The following is a 15404-nucleotide window of genomic DNA, read 5'->3' on the forward strand; positions in this document are numbered from 1 at the left end:
AAAACGGTAGCGTGACCCCTTTGAAAATGCTTATTTTGTTGCGTTGCGTACTCTTCCCGCCCTGCGGCATTATCCGCCGGGTTCCCGTTCTCCGCGCTTGCAAGTGAGAGCCCATGGCGAAATCAGACCAACCCACCACCATCAAGAAATACGCGAACCGCCGGCTCTATAACACCGGAACGAGCACCTACGTGACGCTCGAAGACCTCGCCGCCATGGTCAAGGACGGAGAGGATTTCCTGGTCTACGACGCCAAGACCGGCGACGACATCACCCGCTCCGTGCTCGCCCAGATCATCTTCGAGCAGGAGAACAAGGCCGGCCAGAACCTGCTGCCGACCACCTTCCTGCGCCAGCTCATCCGCTTCTACGGCGACAGCATGCAGATGGTGGTGCCGAAATATCTGGAGCAGTCGATCGCGACGCTGACCCAGGAGCAGGAGAAGTTCCGCAAGCAGATCGCCAACTCGCTCTCCGGCACTCCTTTTGCTCCGTTGGAAGAACAGGTCCGCCGCAACATGGAGCTGTTCCAGCAGACCTTCTCGATGTTCAAGCCGTTTGCCCCCAACGCGGGCCGTCCGGCGACCAGCCCCGAGCCGGAGGCCGACGCAAGCGCTGCGGCGCCGACGGACACCAGCAACATCGACGACCTTCGTCAGCAGATGAAGGACATGCAGGAACGCCTCGAGCGGATGTCGAAGAAGGACGAGTAGGGATTTCGTTCGTGCCGGCGCGTCCACCTGCGGCGGGCGCGCGGGCCGCCGGTTCATTGCAGCGCGACTTGCGCGCTGTCGTCCCGGCCAGGCCGGAGCCGCCATGTCCGACCGCAGCACCCACTGGGACAACGTCTACGCCACCAAGGGCGAGGCCGAGGTAAGCTGGTTTCAGGACAGCCCGGCGATCTCGCTCGAGATGATCGGCTCGGCCTGTCCAGACCATGGCGCCGCCATCATCGACATCGGCGGCGGTGCTTCGCGGCTGGTGGACGCTCTCCTGGATCTCTCCGCCACGCGCTTGAAGCGGCGAAGAAGCGAATCGGCCGGGCGGCCTCAGCAGTCGACTGGATCGTTGCCGACGCCACGACATGGCGGCCGGGGCGCAGCTACAACGTCTGGCACGATCGCGCGGCATTTCACTTCCTGACCGATCCGCGCGACAGGGCCGCTTATGTCGAGCGCCTGCGGTCGGCGATTGCGCCCGGCGGCCACGCCATCATCGCGACATTTGCGCTTGATGGCCCGGAGAAATGCAGCGGCCTTCCGGTGCAGCGGCACGATAGCGCGAGCCTTGCTGCGGAGCTTGGGCCGGAGTTCGAGCTGATCGAGACGCGGAGCGAGACGCATCACACGCCGTGGAAGTCGACCCAGGCGTTTCAGTTCAGCCGGTTTAAGCGACGCGGCTAGGACGAAGGAAAGTGCGGCGCCCTACGCCGCCAGCTTCACCGCATGCGCAAAGTCCCAATAGAGCTTCCGCGCTTTGGTGTAGAGCGGGCCCGGCTTCAGCTCGCGATCGTCGATGCGGATGACGGGGGCGACCTTGGCGAAATTGCCGGTCGAGAAGATCTCGTCGGCGGCGAGAAAGTCGGCATAGCGCAGCGTCTTCTCGACCACGGTGACGCCGTCGCCGCGCAGCAGGCTGATGACGCGCTGGCGCGTGATGCCGTTCAGGAACGTGCCGTTCGGGACCGGCGTGTAGACCACGCCGTCCTTGGCCATGAACACGTTGGAATTGCCGAACTCCGCGACATTGCCGAGCATGTCGAGCATCAGCGCGTTCTGGAAGCCGCGCCCGGCGGCTTCCGCGAGCGCGCGCGAATTGTTCGGATAGAGACAGGCGGCCTTGGCCTCGACCGGCGCACATTCGGCCGTGGGCCTGCGGAACGGCGACAGCGTGATCGCGTTGCCGACGGGTTTCGGCATCGGCGCCTCGTAGATGCACAGGCACCAATTGGTCGTCTCGGGGTCGAACAGCACGCCGCCGCCCGAACCGTTCTGCGCCCAGTACATCGGGCGGACGTACAGCTCGGCCTTCGCGCCGAAGCGCGCGATGCCTTCGTGTGCGAGCGAAAGCCATGTGCCGGTGTCGACCACCGGCTTCAGGCCAAAATTGATCGCGGACTGGTTGGCGCGGGCGACGTGACGGTCGAGGTCGGGCGCGACGCCCTCGAACGCGCGCGCACCGTCGAACACGACCGAGCCGAGCCAGGCCGCATGCGTGCGCGGGCCCATGATCGGCACGTTGCCGTCGTGCCATTTGCCCTCGAAGAAGGTCCAGCTCGGCGAATATTCGATCGGTTTCTTGATCTCGGCCATGACCGGCCTCCCTTGGAAATACCCGGGCACTATTGTCCCAATGTCTAAATGATTCCCTGCTGGGATATGGTGCGTTACCCTCTCCGACGAGGGAGAAGGATCCATGCCGCTCGATCCGCTTGCAAGGCGTTTGTTGACCATGATGGCTGCGGCCGCCCCGCAGGGGCGGAGCCGGCCGAGCGTCGAGGCACGGCGGCAGTCGCTGGCCAAGCTGATGCAGTTTGCACGCACTGATGCGCCGGATGTGACCACCGCCGACGGCACGCTTCCGGGTCCCGGCGGCGAGCTGCCCTATCGCCTTTATTCGCCCGCGTCTGCCGGCGACCGTGCACCGGGCTTCGTGTTCTTTCATGGCGGCGGGCTCGTGGCCGGCAGCATCGCGACGCATGACCGCATCGCGGCGGCGCTGGCGCATGTAACCGGCTGTCGCCTCGTCTCGGTCGATTACAGGCTCGCGCCCGAGCACAGATTTCCTGCTGCCGTCATTGATGCGATCGCGGCCACCGAATGGGTCGCGCGGCAAGCCCCGTCGCTGGGCATCGACGCCGAACGTCTGGTGGTCGGCGGCGATTCCGCCGGCGCCACGCTCGCTGCGATCGTGTGCCAGGAAGCGATGCAGACCGCCGGCCTCTCGATCGTCGCGCAATGCCTGATCTGCCCGGTGCTGGATTTCGAGGAGACCTCGCCTTCGCGCGAGGCATTCGCCGAAGGCCATCTGATCGATCGCGCCACCATCGAAGCCGATCTCGCCGATTATCTGCCTGATGGCATCGACACCGCCGACCCCCGCATCTCGCCCTTGCGCGCGACGCGGCTTGCAGGCCTGCCGATCGCGATCATCCACACCGCCGAATTCGATCCGATGCGCGACGAGGGCAATGCCTATGCGCGCAAGCTGCTCGCCGCGGGCGTCGCGGTCGAGCACGTCTGCCATGACGGCATGGTCCACAATTTCCACGCCATGGGCGCGATCCTGCCGCAGGCGCAGCTCGTGCTGTCGCAGATCGGCGAACAGGTCCGGCGGGCGATGGAGAGATGAGGCGCTTACCCTCTCCCCCTGTGGGTGTTCAGACCGGGGAGAGGGTGGATCGCCGCGTAGCGGCGCTTCGCGCCACCTTCTCCCACAAGGGGAGAAGGGAAGAAAGCATCACGCGCGCGCGCCGAGCACGGCCCGCGCCGCCACGACATATTCCAGCCAATGCGCATCCGCATAGCGTTCGGCCTGCCGTGCGCAGGTGACGTCAGGGGCATGGGCGGCGGCAATCGTGCGCGCGAATCGCTCTTCGGCGACCGTCACGTCGCCAGGCTCGGCCGACGGTACGCTAGCCGCCGCCGCGGTCGGAGCGACAGCGAGGCCCGCCAGACCAGCGAGCAGGATGCGGCGTGACGTGTTCATGGCTGTGTCCTTCCAATGTCCGGCCCGCACTCCGGCCGGCGCGTGTGTCAGTGCGATCACGGCAGGGTAGCCGCGCACATCCGTGCCGTCCATCGCTTACGGATACCGCTTGACCACACGAGCGATCACGTTCCATCCAACAACGGTTCCGTCATCAAATCGCCACGCGTCGGATTGTCACGTGTCCCATCACAACCCATCGCATCGCCAGGCTTCGCGCGCTGTCGCGATGGGACTGCTTTGTCTGACGATCTCGGCAGGCACTGCCTTCGCTGCCGACGATGAGGACGACGCGCCGGCAGAGCCCGATGTCCCCAACATCTACCTCGATCTTCGCACGATCTATGCGACGATCCCCGCCGGCACGCTCGGGCTCGGCTTCGGCAACACAACATTGTCGGCCGCATTCGAAGCGCTGGCGGTACGCAGAGGCACGACGCTGCCGAGCGGCTTGCCGGCGGCGTCCGCAAGCGCGTGATGAGCGCGCAGGTCTTTGCCGACAAGGTTCAGTTCGGCCTCACCGAGAGCATCGGCATGGCGGAGGCCACCGTCAGCATGTCCGGCATCGACGCACTGATGAGAGCGGCCGATCATGCGCTCTACCAGACCAAGGCGGAAGGCCGCAATCGCTGAATCGCATGGGCGCCCCCGCCGCCTGCAAGCAAGGCGGCGGAGTGATCGAAGGACGCGGCGTCTACTCCGGCACCGGCACGTCGAACGTGTTGAGGGTAACCGAGACCATACAGTAGACGCCGACGAGATAGGACAGCTCGGCCGCGCCGTGCTCGCCGAACTCCTTCACCGCGGCGCGCCAGGTCAATTCCGGCAGCACACCGCCGCTGACCAATGCGGACGCCACGTCGTAGGCGACGGCTTCCTGCTTGGTGAGATCGACCGGCCGCTGGCCGGCGACGATCGTCGCGAGCTTCTCGTCGGAGAGGCCGCGCTGCTCGGCAACGAGCACATGAGCATAGAGCTCGTAGCCGGAACGGAAATGCGAGCCGGTGACGAGGATCGCGACCTCACGCACCGGCGCCGGCAGCAGCGGGTTCGATGCGATTGCCTTGACCAGCTCCCACACCGGCTTGCCGAAACGCGGCTCGCGGATCCAGGGATTCCAGGGCCCAAGCAACGCGCCGTCGTCGCGCATGTTCACGAAACCCTTGAAGTGATCCTTGATGCCGGCTCGCATGTCGTCATAGAGCGGCTTCTGTTCGTCGCTCAGGTCTTTCGGATCGAGAATGGGAAGGCGCACGGCATGATCTCCTCGTTGAGAAGAGGCGAAGCTCACCCGCGTCCGCACGCATGGCAAGTGAAGTTGCCGTGACGATCGTGCCATTTTGCAAGTGGCGGGGAGACGTCGGCTATGATGCCTCGGGGCTTGGTGCGATCTGTGGATTTGCGACGTCGTCGACGTCGAGCGTCAGCGGCTCGCCCGTCGTGAGGAACGACGACAGGGCCGCCTCGAACGGCGCAGGATCGAGGCCGCGCCCCTTCAGCCATTCGGGCTCGTAATAGGTCTGCCGGTAGCGCTCGCCGGAATCGCAGATCAGCGTCACCAGCGACCCTGATACGTTCGCCTGTCGCATCTCCGAGGCGAGGCGGCACAGTGCCAGGAAGTTGGTGCCGGTGGAGCCGCCGACCGGGCGGCGCAACCGGCGCGACAGCACGTTCATCGCCGCGATCGTTGCCGCATCCGGGATCTTCATCATGCGGTCGACCACGCCGGGGACGAAGGAGGGTTCGCAGCGTGGCCGGCCGACACCCTCGATCAGCGATGGGCGTTCGCAAACGTGAGAGCGGTCCTGCGTGCGGAAGCAGTCGAAGAAGGCGGAATGCTCGACATCGGCGACGCACAGCCGTGTCGGATACTGGCGATAGCGCAAGTACCGTCCGATGGTGGCCGAGGTGCCGCCGGTGCCCGCGCCCATCACGATCCAGTCGCGGCTCACCCTGCAATTGCGTGAAGATCGATTCGGCGATGTTGTTGTTGCCGCGCCAGTCGGTAGCGCGCTCGGCAAAGGTGAACTGGTCCATGTAATGGCCGTTCAGCCGGGTGGCGAGCGCGGCGGCTTCCGCGTAGAGCGCGCGGCCGTCGTCGATCAGATGGCAGTTGCCGCCATAATGCTCGATCGCGGCAATCTTCTCCGCCGAGGTCGTGCGCGGCATCACGGCGTAGAAGGGCACGCCGATCATCTGCGCGAAATAGGCTTCCGACACCGCCGTCGATCCCGACGAGGCCTCGACCACAGGCGTGCCTTCGCGGATGTGCCCGTTGCAGAGCGCGTAGAGGAACAGCGAGCGCGCAAGGCGGTGCTTCAGGCTGCCGGTCGGATGTGTGGACTCATCCTTGAGATAGATGTCGATGCCTGATAGCGCCGGCACGATCAGCCGGATCAGATGCGTGTCGGCCGTGCGGCACTGGTCGGCCTCGATCGCGGCGACGGCCTCGTCCACCCAACCGCGCCGATAGGCCGGCCCGGCCGGATTGAGTTGGCGGAAGGGAAATGTCTGCATCGCCTGAATCTCCCATGATGCGGATCGCGCATCAATAGCAGCTGCTCAAAACTCCAGCGGCGCGTTGTCGACGACCTCCTTCATCACGAAGAAGGTGCGGGTCTGGCGTACGCCGGGCAGTGCGATCAGCTGTTCGCCGTGGATGCGGTTGAAATCCTCCATGTCGCCGACGCGGATCTTGAGGAAATAGTCGAAGTCGCCGGCGACGAGGTGGCAGTCGAGCACGCATTTCAGCCTGGTGATCGCTTGCTCGAAGGTGGCAAAACTCTCCGGGGTCGAGCGGTCGAGCACGACGCCGACCATCACAAGCGTGCCCTTCGCCACCTTCTTCGGCGCGACCATGGCGCGGACCGCGGCAATGAAGCCGTCCTCGAACAGGCGCTGGGTGCGGCGATGGCAGGTGGCGGGGCTGATGGCGACGGTTTCGGCCAGCTCGGCGTTGCTCAGCCGGCCGTTATTTTGCAGCAATCTCAACATCTTGAGGTCGGTACGGTCGAGCCGAGCGGCCATGGAAGAAGCTTTCGTCGTTTGGCTCTAGTTCGGAAGAAAGTAGATCCATTTGACGCCAGACTGCAAGTTATACAACAGTTGCTGCGTAATATTTGAAAGCACATTTGTCTGCGGCAGTGCTAGGCGCTTGAGCCAATTCAACGCCAATCGGGATGACCCAATGATGCTGGACAAATTCGCGCGCTATCCGCTGACCTTCGGCCCGACGCCCATCGAGAAGCTGGAGCGGCTGTCGAAGCATCTCGGCGGCAATGTCGAGATCTATGCCAAGCGCGAGGACTGCAATTCCGGGCTCGCCTATGGCGGCAACAAGCTGCGCAAGCTCGAATACATCATCCCCGACGCGATCGCCTCGAACGCGGACACGCTGGTCTCGATCGGTGGCGTGCAGTCCAACCACACCCGCATGATCGCCGCCGTCGCGGCCAAGATCGGCATGAAGTGCCGACTGGTGCAGGAAGCCTGGGTCCCGCACGAGGACGCCGTCTATGACCGCGTCGGCAACATCATGCTGTCGCGCATCATGGGCGCCGACGTGCGCCTGGTGGATGACGGCTTCGACATCGGCATCCGCAAGAGCTGGGAGCAGGCGATCGAGGAGGTGAAGGCGGCGGGCGGCAAGCCCTATGCGATTCCCGCCGGCGCATCCGTGCACAAATTCGGCGGGCTCGGCTATGTCGGCTTCGCCGAGGAAGTACGCAAGCAGGAAGCCGAGCTCGGCTTCAAGTTCGACTACATCGTGGTCTGCACCGTCACCGGTTCCACCCATGCCGGCATGCTGGTCGGCTTCGCCGCCGACGGCCGCGCGCGAAAGGTGATCGGCATCGACGCCTCGTTCACGCCGGCGCAAACGAAGGCGCAGGTGCTTTCGATCGCGCAGAACACCGCCAAGCTCGTTGAGCTCGGCAAGGATATCGTCGAAGACGACGTCGTGCTGATCGAGGACTACGCTTATCCCGCCTATGGCGTGCCGTCGGAAGAGACCAAGGAAGCGATCCGCCTCACCGCACGGTTAGAGGCGATGATCACCGACCCTGTCTATGAGGGCAAATCGATGCAAGGCCTGATCGACCTGACCCAGAAGGGCCATTTCGAGAAGGGTGCAAAGATTCTCTACGCCCATCTCGGCGGCGCGCCGGCGCTCAACGGGTATGGGTACGCGTTCCGGAACGGCTGAAGCAGCGCCGTACCTCGCGCCTCCACTCGCTGTCGTCCCGGGCAAGCGTAAGCGCAGACCCGGGACCCATAACCCCAGGGAGATGTTTGGCGAAGAACGTCTCCCCACGTGCCCCAAGATAAATCACGCGGTATGGATCCCGGATCTGCGCTCCGCTTCGCTGCGCTTGTCCGGGATGACGAAAAGCCCTACCGCGTCTTGACGATCTGGAGCAGCTCGTCGCCGTAATGCTCGAGCTTCTTGTCGCCGATGCCGGGCACGTTGCGGAGCTCGTCGAGCGTCGTCGGCCACGCCCGGACGATGCCGTCGATGGTCGCATCGTGCAGCACGACATAGGCCGGCACGCCGCGTTCGCGCGCGATGTCCGAACGCCAGGACCTCAGCCGCGCCCGCAATTCGGGATCGACATCGCCCTGCGGCGCGTTGGCCGCAGGCGCGAGGTCACCACGGCGGGATTTTGTCCGGCTCGCGCGAACGCGCGTGCCCGGCGCCTCCTCGCGTAGCCACACCTCGGTCTCGCCACGTAGCACGCCGCGCGCGCTCTCCGTCAGCTTCAGCGCGCCGAACGCCTCGCTGTCGCTGTACAAATGCCCCATCGCCACCAGCTGCCGCAGCACCGTGCGCCACTGCTTCTCGTTCAGCTCGCGCCCGATGCCGAACACGGACAATTTGTCGTGGCCGAACTGCGTCACCTTTTCGGTGAGGCGGCCAATCAGGACGTCGATCAGCTGCATCGCACCGAAACGCTGCCCGGTGCGATAGGCGCAGGACAGCAGCTTCTGCGCCAGCACCTTGCCGTCGCGCATCTTGGGCGGCGTCAGGCAGTTGTCGCAGTTGCCGCAATTGTTCGCCGTCTCCGCCTCGCCGAAATAGGCGAGCAGCCGCTTGCGCCGGCACTGCGCGGTCTCGGCGAGGCCGACCAGTGCGTCGAGCTTGCCGATCGACACCCGCTTGAAATCGTCAGAACCGCTGGACTCGTCGATCATGCGGCGCTGCTGCACGATGTCGGAGAGACCATAGGCCATCCAGGCCGCCGACGGCTTGCCGTCGCGGCCGGCGCGCCCCGTCTCCTGATAATAGGCCTCGATGCTCTTCGGCAGATCGAGATGGGCGACGAAGCGGACGTCGGGCTTGTCGATGCCCATGCCGAAGGCGATGGTCGCGACGATGACGATGCCGTCCTCGTTGAGGAACCGGTCCTGGTTGCGCGAGCGTATGCTGCTGTCGAGCCCGGCGTGATAAGGCAGCGCGGCAATGCCGGCGTCGTCGAGCGCGGCGGCAACCTCCTCGACGCGATTGCGCGACAAGCAATAGACCACGCCGGCGTCGCCGGCATGCCGCTCCCGGATGAATTCTTTCAGCTGCGACACTGCGTTGCGCTTGTCGACGATCTCGTAGCGGATATTCGGGCGGTCGAAGCTGGAGACGAATTGCGGGCTGTCGGCGAGCCGGAGGCGCTCGACGATCTCCTTGCGGGTCAGCTCGTCAGCGGTCGCGGTCAGCGCGATGCGCGGAACGTTTGGAAAACGTTCGGCGATGATGGAGAGGCCGACATATTCGGGGCGGAAGTCATGGCCCCATTGCGAGACGCAATGCGCCTCGTCGATCGCGAACAGCGCGACCTTCGCCTGCGCCAGCAGCGACAGGCAGCGCGGCGTCACCAGGCGTTCCGGCGCGACATAGAGCAGGTCGAGATCGCCCGCGATCAGGCGGCGCTCGATGTCAGAAGCTTCCTGCAGCGTCAACGACGAGTTCAGCGCGGCGGCGTTGACCCCGGCCTCGAGCAGGCCGGCAACCTGGTCGCGCATCAGCGCGATCAGCGGCGACACCACGATACCGCAGCCTTCGCGCAGCAGTGACGGCAGTTGATAGCACAGCGACTTGCCGCCGCCGGTCGGCATCAAGACCAGGCAATTGCCGCCATCCGTGACGTGCCGGATGATCTCGCCCTGCGCGCCGCGGAACCCCGGCAAGCCGAACACCGAATGCAGCACCGACAGCGCGTCGCGGCCGTTGGCCGGCGCAGGCAGCGGGGCGGTGGAGGGAGCGGACATGGGTGTGTCGGTGCAAGGCCGTAGGATTCGTCACAAGGCCAGTCGCATGACCGCGCGGGCATGGCAAGACTGTTTGCGGGGCTTGCACCGCTGCTTCCTCTCCCTCTCCCCGTTCTTACGGGGAGAGGGTTGGGGTGAGGGGCCTCTCTCCACACATGAGATTGCCGATGGACCTGTACCCCCTCACCCGAATTCGATCTGCGATCGAATTCGACCTCTCCCCGCAAGCGGGGCGAGGTGAAGAGAGCTACGCCCCGATCCGTCGTAGCGCTTCCGCGACCGTCACGATCGGCATGTCGCGCTTCCGGGCCGCCTCCAGCGCATGGCGCATCAGGTGCGGCGTGCAGCCATAGGGGCTCGGCGCGTTGGCGACGTCGTGGCTGTAGAAGATCAGCCATCCGCCGCTTGCGACCGCCTCGTCGAAATAGCGATCGACGCCCGCAATATCGATCTCGCAATCGACCAGAGGCGAGGCGCGCAGGAACTGGAGGTCGATGACGTCGCGATTGACGCCGGGAAGGATGCCGCGCGCCGAGCGAAAGGCCTTTGCGAGTTGCGGCTTGCGCCAGACCGAGGCGATCCCATAGGGGTAGGCGAAGTTCTCCAGCACGATCGAGGAATCGATAGCGTGGAAATGGCTGCGGTTACGCTCGATCTCGCTTGCCATGGCGGCCTCGTCGAGATTGGCCGAGCTCTGGTGCGAAAATGTATGACAGGCAATCTCATGACCGCCCCGGTAAAGCCGCACGATCGCGTCGTTCGACAGGCCGTGCCAGTGATCCGAGGGACGGTCGATCAGGCTGCCGGCAAGGTAATAGGTGCCGCGGCCGCCATGCCCCTCGAGAAGCTCGGCGCCCTCGCCTGCAGCGCTATCGGGCGCGTCGTCAAACGTAAAGCTCACCATCGGCGCATGCGCAGGCAAGCGGTGCGGCGCGGCACGGAAATGCCGGGCCAGCCGATTGCTCACGCGTCCCTGGAGTGCCGACCACACGACTGCGTTCCTGCGATTCCGTATTTCTGTACTGAAACATTCGAGAGCTGGTTGAGGCAAGCTTAACGCCCGGGTAATCCTAACGTGGAACCAACGCCCTTCGGCTCGCGCGCCAGGGCCCACGTATCGGCTTCCGCACCGAGATATTGGAGCCAGTTGCGGAAAAGCGCCGCCGCGGCGGTGCCGGCGGCGATATCGGCGCGCAAGTTCAGCGCAGGCAGTTCGTTGGTGAGCGCCGGGTGGCGCTGTTGGGTCGCCTTCTTCTCGAAGCGGGCGAGCTTCTCTTCAGTCGCTGCGTCAAAATAACTCACGGGCAGGTGCGGATAAGCCTCGCGCTCGCGCGCGAGATAGCGGCCGATGTCGCGCAGATACTCGCGCTGGAGCGACAGCGCATCGTATTCCGGGTGGCCCTGGAAGAACACGAAGCGGCTGGCATATTGCCTGACGAAGATATCGACGCCGGCCTTTGCCGAACGCGTCAGCACCTGATAGCCGGCCTGCGTGAGGTCGCTCTCGGCGATCTCGTTCAGGCGGGAATGCGAGACCTTGAGGGGCGCAGGCGCAGCGCGCGTCAGCGCATCGTTCGTCGCAGCTTCGCAGTCGAAAATGCCGTGACATTTGGCCGGGAGCCGCCGACGCGCGATGCCGTCGAGATGCAGCACCGCCGCATGCGCGGCGAGGCACGACCAGATCGTCGAGCGCGTGTTGACCTTGGCCCAGTCGATCAGCTCGGTGAGGTCGCGCCAATACGGCTCCTGGTCGAGCTCGGGCGCGACCGGCTCGGCGCCGGTCACGATCAACCCGTCGAACTTCTGGTGCCTGAGCTCGCTGAGTTCCGAATATTCGCTTTCGACATGCCACTTCGCCTCGGGCGACCGCTTCACCGAGGGCAGCGAGAAACAATGGAAACGGATGCGGCGCGGACCTGCGGCCGCCTGGAGCAGCCGCATGAACTGCCGCTCGGTCGCCTTCAGTGCCGGATCCGGCATGTTGTTGATCAGACCGATCGTGAGATCGGCAAAACCGTGGTCGCGCGCGAGATCGCCCTCGGCCGGTACCAGCGCCGGGCTCGAGATACCTTGATCCCTGTCGATCAAGATCGTCATCGGCGCCGTCGCCTACTCCGCGGCCTGGAGGCGTGCCGACGGGCAGGCCTTCTCGAGCGCCTGGTCGATGTCCTCGATGATATCTGCGGAATGCTCGATGCCGATCGAGAGGCGGATCGTCTCCGGCAGCACGCCGGCGACGCGCTGCTGCTCCGCCGACATCTGCCGGTGGGTGGTCGAGGCCGGATGGCACGCCAGCGACTTGGCATCGCCGATATTGACTAGGCGCGTGATCAGCTTCAGCGCATCGTAGAAGGTCTTGCCTGCTTCCATGCCGCCCTTGATGCCGAAGGTGAAAAGCGAGGAAGCATTGCCGTCGAGGTATTTCTGAACGAGCGGGTAATAGGGGCTGTCCGCAAAGCCGGTGTAGTTGACCCAGGCAACGCGCGAGTCCTTGCGCAGGAATTCGGCGACCTTGCGGGCGTTCTCGACATGGCGCTCCATGCGCAGCGCGACGGTCTCGATGCCCTGGAGCAGCAGGAAGGCGTTGAACGGCGACAGCACCGAACCCATGGTGCGCTGATAGACGCTGCGGGCGCGCTCGATATAGGCGGTCCGGCCGAAGCGCTCGGCATAGACGAGACCGTGATAGGAGGCGTCGGGCTTGTTGTAGGCCGGGAAACGGTCGGCGTGCTTCGCCCAGGGGAAGTTTCCGGAATCGACGATGGCCCCGCCCAGCGTGGTACCGTGGCCGCCCAGAAACTTGGTGAGCGAATGCACGGCGATGTCGGCCCCGTAATCGAACGGCTTGAGCAGGATCGGGGTCGCGACGGTGTTGTCCACAATCAGCGGCACGCCGTGCGCATGCGCGATCTTGGCGAGAGCCTCGATGTCGCAGACATTGCCGGCGGGATTGCCGATGGTCTCGGCGAACACGGCGCGCGTGTTCTCGTCGATCAGTTTTGCGATCGCATCCGGCTTGTCGCTCTCGGCGAAACGGCCGGTGATGCCCTGCCGCGGCAGGATGTGCGAGAGCAGCGTGTGCGTGGTGCCGTAGAGCTGCGGTACGGAAACGATGTTGCCGCCGTGATCGGCGACGTTGACGAAGGCGAAATGCAGTGCAGCCTGGCCGGTCGCAACCGCGAGCGCGCCGACGCCGCCTTCGAGCTGGGCGATACGCTTCTCCAGCACCGCGCTGGTCGGATTGGCGATGCGGCTGTAGCGAAAACCCTCAGCCTCGAGATTGAAGAGCGCGGCGCCGTGATCGGCGCTGTCGAAGGCATAGGCCGCGGTCTGGTAGATCGGCACCGCAACCGCGTGCGTGGTGGCTTCGGGCTCGTAGCCGGCGTGAATAGCGATCGTCTCGTTGCGCATCGTGCCACCTCCGCGTGGAGCGGGCCGCACTTATTGGCCTGTATGAGGCATGTGCGTTGTCCGCCGTTCCTCTGTTAGAGGCGGGTGGTAAAGCGGACAATAATTCGCCTAGAGATCGAGGAAGTAACCCTAACGATTGTTGGTGAATTGGCTAAAACTTGAATCGAATTGGATTAATGAATTCGTACGCCTTAGCCTCGCCGCTGCGCCATAGCCGATGCAAAGCATCGGCGTTCCAAGGACGGCGGCCGAAGGCCGCCTATGCCACCCTCTCCCCTCGTCGTGGGAGAGGGTGGGATTTTCACCTTACTCCATCGTCTCCCAGAGCCGGTGAGCGAGCACTCCGGCACGCTTCTCGATCGCGGCCGCCGCATCGAGCGCGAGGTCCTCGCGATAGCGGCCGGCGATCAGCTGCACGCCGATCGGCTTGCCGTCATGCAGGGCCACCGGCACCACCGCGCCGGGCAGGCCCAGCACGTTGATGGCGGAGATGAAGCGGATCTCGCCCCAGAAAATTTCCTTCACGCGATCGGCGCTGACGGTGTCGTCGCGCGGTCCCGGCGTCGGCTTCACCGTGGTCGGCGCCAGCACGACCGGATACTCCTCGAAGAACAATTGCCAGGCGCGGATATGACCGTTGCGTGCGGCCGTCGCCTGCATCCAGGCCTTGAGATCGAGCACATTGGCCTTGGTCTTCATGCCGCCCCAGGCCTTGTGGAAGTCCTCGGACGTCACCTTCAGCATGCCGGCCTCCTGCATCACCACGGTCTCGTTGGTGATGATGTCGCACCAGGTCTGCCAGACGCCGTCGATGTCGGGGACATCGACCTCGGTCACGCGGTAGCCGGAACGCTCCAGGTGATCGGCGGCCTGCCGCAGCGCCGCGCGGACGGACGGATCGACGTCCATGTCCTCCGGGATCCTGGCCAGTGCGACCTTGATCGGTCCCTTCGGCTTCGGCCCGGCCAGCGGCGCCGGCACCCACCAGGGATCGCGCGGATCGCGCTGGCTCATCACATCGAGCGCGAGGCGGACGTCGCCGACGTGACGGGCGAGCGGGCCCTGCGCCGACATCAGATGCGCCAGCATCGGCCGCTCCGCCGTTGCGCTTCCGTTGAAGGCGGGGATCCGACCCTGCGTCGGCTTGATGGTGGCGACGCCGTTGCAATGCGCCGGCCAGCGCAGCGAGCCGCCGATGTCGTTGCCATGGGCGATGGTGCCGATGCCGGCGGCCACCGCCGACCCCGCGCCGCCCGAGGAACCGCCGCAGGTGATGTTCGGGTCCCAGGGGTTCAGCGTCAGCCCGTGCAGCGGATTGTCGGTGAAGCCGCGGAAGGAGAATTCCGGCGTGTTGGTGAGGCCGATGACGATCGCGCCGGCTTTCTTGAGATTGCGCACCACGGGCGAATCCGACGGCGCGATAAGATCCTTGTTGGCGGGCACGCCGTTGAAATTCGGCCGGCCTTCGTAGTCGACATTCTCCTTGATCGTGATGGGCACACCGTGCAGCAGGCCGAGCGCGCCGCCCCTGGCGCGCTGCTTGTCGGCCGTATGCGCAGCCTTCAGCGCTTCCTCGCTGAGATCGACGACAACCGCGTTCAGCCGCGGATTGACGGCGCGCATCCGGTCCAGATGCGCTTCGACGGTCTCGACCGCGGAGATCGCGCCGTTGCCGATCGCGGCTGCGGTGTCGACCGCGGACCATTGCCAGACCGGACCTTTCGGACGGCGTGCCGTGGCCGACTTGCGCGATCCCGGCTTCTTGACCGTCTTCTTGACCGCCTTCGCAACGGCCCCCTTGCGGGCGGTGCTCGCCTTGACCGAGGTCTTCGTTACTTTCCTTGCAACACTTTTCTTCTTCGTCGCCGTCTTCTTCGCCACGCCGCATCTCCAAAAAATTGCGCGGCGGAGGTTATGGAGATCACGCGAGCGTGTACAGGCGCGTTTCTGCATGGCGCGTCGCCGCGACGCTCTGCCACGGGCCGGCGCGAGAGACGCGCATGAACCTTTGGCCCCACTGTCCTGAC

14 protein-coding genes and 2 pseudogenes are annotated in these 15404 nt (G+C 65.1%); 6 read left to right on the forward strand and 10 right to left on the reverse strand.

Features of this window, described 5'->3' with window-relative positions; translation table 11 throughout:
* The first annotated feature begins 113 nt into the window (after positions 1-113).
* Together phaR and J4G43_RS50360 are read left to right on the forward strand one after the other, a co-directional pair.
* Entirely contained in the window at positions 114-713 is a 600-nt protein-coding gene (gene phaR, locus J4G43_RS50355; RefSeq protein WP_071908507.1) for a polyhydroxyalkanoate synthesis repressor PhaR, read from the forward strand.
* A gap of 103 nt (positions 714-816) precedes the next feature.
* A pseudogene (locus J4G43_RS50360) lies at positions 817-1403 on the forward strand (class I SAM-dependent methyltransferase).
* Between the two features lie 21 nt (positions 1404-1424).
* Here J4G43_RS50360 and J4G43_RS50365 read toward each other — a convergent pair.
* Positions 1425-2312 (reverse strand): branched-chain amino acid aminotransferase, encoded by an 888-nt coding sequence (locus J4G43_RS50365; RefSeq protein WP_208083508.1) that lies wholly within the window; start codon positions 2310-2312, stop codon positions 1425-1427.
* Positions 2313-2415: 103 nt separating this feature from the next.
* On the opposite strand from J4G43_RS50365, the gene J4G43_RS50370 reads away from it, so the two are divergent.
* Positions 2416-3351, forward strand: coding sequence for an alpha/beta hydrolase (locus tag J4G43_RS50370; RefSeq protein ID WP_208083509.1), 936 nt, complete (start codon positions 2416-2418; stop codon positions 3349-3351).
* Positions 3352-3459: 108 nt separating this feature from the next.
* Here J4G43_RS50370 and J4G43_RS50375 read toward each other — a convergent pair whose 3' ends face one another.
* A complete protein-coding gene (locus J4G43_RS50375) occupies positions 3460-3708 on the reverse strand; it encodes a hypothetical protein (RefSeq protein ID WP_208083510.1) in 249 nt (82 codons plus the stop codon).
* Between the two features lie 181 nt (positions 3709-3889).
* Between J4G43_RS50375 and J4G43_RS50380 the strand changes: the two genes are divergently transcribed.
* Both J4G43_RS50380 and J4G43_RS50385 read left to right on the forward strand, forming a co-directional pair.
* Positions 3890-4186 carry a hypothetical protein gene (locus tag J4G43_RS50380; RefSeq protein ID WP_225005622.1) on the forward strand — a complete coding sequence of 99 codons (297 nt, stop codon included), beginning with the start codon at positions 3890-3892 and terminating at the stop codon, positions 4184-4186.
* On the forward strand, positions 4186-4341 hold the full coding sequence (locus tag J4G43_RS50385) for a diguanylate cyclase domain-containing protein (protein ID WP_208083511.1): 156 nt from the start codon (positions 4186-4188) through the stop codon (positions 4339-4341). Before J4G43_RS50380 ends, J4G43_RS50385 begins: the two co-directional genes overlap by 1 nt.
* Before the next feature lie 61 nt (positions 4342-4402).
* Here the strand turns inward: J4G43_RS50385 and J4G43_RS50390 are convergent, their stop codons facing one another.
* The 3 genes and pseudogenes from J4G43_RS50390 to J4G43_RS50400 form a co-directional block, all read right to left on the reverse strand.
* On the reverse strand, positions 4403-4963 hold the full coding sequence (locus J4G43_RS50390) for a carboxymuconolactone decarboxylase family protein (RefSeq protein WP_208083512.1): 561 nt from the start codon (positions 4961-4963) through the stop codon (positions 4403-4405).
* A gap of 109 nt (positions 4964-5072) precedes the next feature.
* Positions 5073-6225 (reverse strand): annotated as a pseudogene (locus J4G43_RS50395) (PLP-dependent cysteine synthase family protein).
* A 45-nt stretch (positions 6226-6270) separates the two neighbouring features.
* Positions 6271-6735: an Lrp/AsnC family transcriptional regulator gene (locus J4G43_RS50400; RefSeq protein ID WP_038943290.1), complete on the reverse strand. Its 465-nt coding sequence runs from the start codon at positions 6733-6735 to the stop codon at positions 6271-6273.
* A gap of 163 nt (positions 6736-6898) precedes the next feature.
* Here J4G43_RS50400 and J4G43_RS50405 point away from each other — a divergent pair, with 163 nt between their 5' ends.
* Positions 6899-7912 carry a 1-aminocyclopropane-1-carboxylate deaminase gene (locus tag J4G43_RS50405; protein WP_028153143.1) on the forward strand — a complete coding sequence of 338 codons (1014 nt, stop codon included), beginning with the start codon at positions 6899-6901 and terminating at the stop codon, positions 7910-7912.
* Positions 7913-8100: 188 nt separating this feature from the next.
* Here J4G43_RS50405 and recQ read toward each other — a convergent pair whose 3' ends face one another.
* The 5 genes from recQ to J4G43_RS50430 all read right to left on the reverse strand — a co-directional run bounded on the left by recQ (position 8101) and on the right by J4G43_RS50430 (position 15258).
* On the reverse strand, positions 8101-9966 hold the full coding sequence (recQ, locus tag J4G43_RS50410) for a DNA helicase RecQ (protein ID WP_166346308.1): 1866 nt from the start codon (positions 9964-9966) through the stop codon (positions 8101-8103).
* 247 nt (positions 9967-10213) lie between these two features.
* Positions 10214-10957 carry a polysaccharide deacetylase family protein gene (locus J4G43_RS50415; protein ID WP_208083513.1) on the reverse strand — a complete coding sequence of 248 codons (744 nt, stop codon included), beginning with the start codon at positions 10955-10957 and terminating at the stop codon, positions 10214-10216.
* A 62-nt stretch (positions 10958-11019) separates the two neighbouring features.
* Positions 11020-12063, reverse strand: a complete 1044-nt coding sequence (metA, locus tag J4G43_RS50420) for a homoserine O-succinyltransferase MetA (protein ID WP_208083514.1) — start codon at positions 12061-12063, stop codon at positions 11020-11022.
* 12 nt (positions 12064-12075) lie between these two features.
* Positions 12076-13377 (reverse strand): O-acetylhomoserine aminocarboxypropyltransferase/cysteine synthase family protein, encoded by a 1302-nt coding sequence (locus tag J4G43_RS50425; protein ID WP_208083515.1) that lies wholly within the window; start codon positions 13375-13377, stop codon positions 12076-12078.
* Between the two features lie 306 nt (positions 13378-13683).
* Positions 13684-15258, reverse strand: coding sequence for an amidase family protein (locus tag J4G43_RS50430; RefSeq protein ID WP_208083516.1), 1575 nt, complete (start codon positions 15256-15258; stop codon positions 13684-13686).
* Positions 15259-15404 lie beyond the last annotated feature (146 nt).

The sequence above is a fragment of the Bradyrhizobium barranii subsp. barranii genome (assembly GCF_017565645.3).
GTDB lineage: Bacteria > Pseudomonadota > Alphaproteobacteria > Rhizobiales > Xanthobacteraceae > Bradyrhizobium > Bradyrhizobium barranii.

Excerpts from the sequence above, each read along its gene's own strand:
- phaR (WP_071908507.1), top strand. The coding sequence starts at position 114 with ATGGCGAAATCAGACCAACCCACCACCATCAAGAAATACGCGAACCGC.
- J4G43_RS50365 (WP_208083508.1), bottom strand. The coding sequence starts at position 2,312 with ATGGCCGAGATCAAGAAACCGATCGAATATTCGCCGAGCTGGACCTTC.
- J4G43_RS50370 (WP_208083509.1), top strand. The coding sequence starts at position 2,416 with ATGCCGCTCGATCCGCTTGCAAGGCGTTTGTTGACCATGATGGCTGCG.
- J4G43_RS50375 (WP_208083510.1), bottom strand. The coding sequence starts at position 3,708 with ATGAACACGTCACGCCGCATCCTGCTCGCTGGTCTGGCGGGCCTCGCT.
- J4G43_RS50385 (WP_208083511.1), top strand. The coding sequence starts at position 4,186 with ATGAGCGCGCAGGTCTTTGCCGACAAGGTTCAGTTCGGCCTCACCGAG.
- J4G43_RS50400 (WP_038943290.1), bottom strand. The coding sequence starts at position 6,735 with ATGGCCGCTCGGCTCGACCGTACCGACCTCAAGATGTTGAGATTGCTG.
- J4G43_RS50405 (WP_028153143.1), top strand. The coding sequence starts at position 6,899 with ATGCTGGACAAATTCGCGCGCTATCCGCTGACCTTCGGCCCGACGCCC.
- recQ (WP_166346308.1), bottom strand. The coding sequence starts at position 9,966 with ATGTCCGCTCCCTCCACCGCCCCGCTGCCTGCGCCGGCCAACGGCCGC.
- metA (WP_208083514.1), bottom strand. The coding sequence starts at position 12,063 with ATGACGATCTTGATCGACAGGGATCAAGGTATCTCGAGCCCGGCGCTG.
- J4G43_RS50425 (WP_208083515.1), bottom strand. The coding sequence starts at position 13,377 with ATGCGCAACGAGACGATCGCTATTCACGCCGGCTACGAGCCCGAAGCC.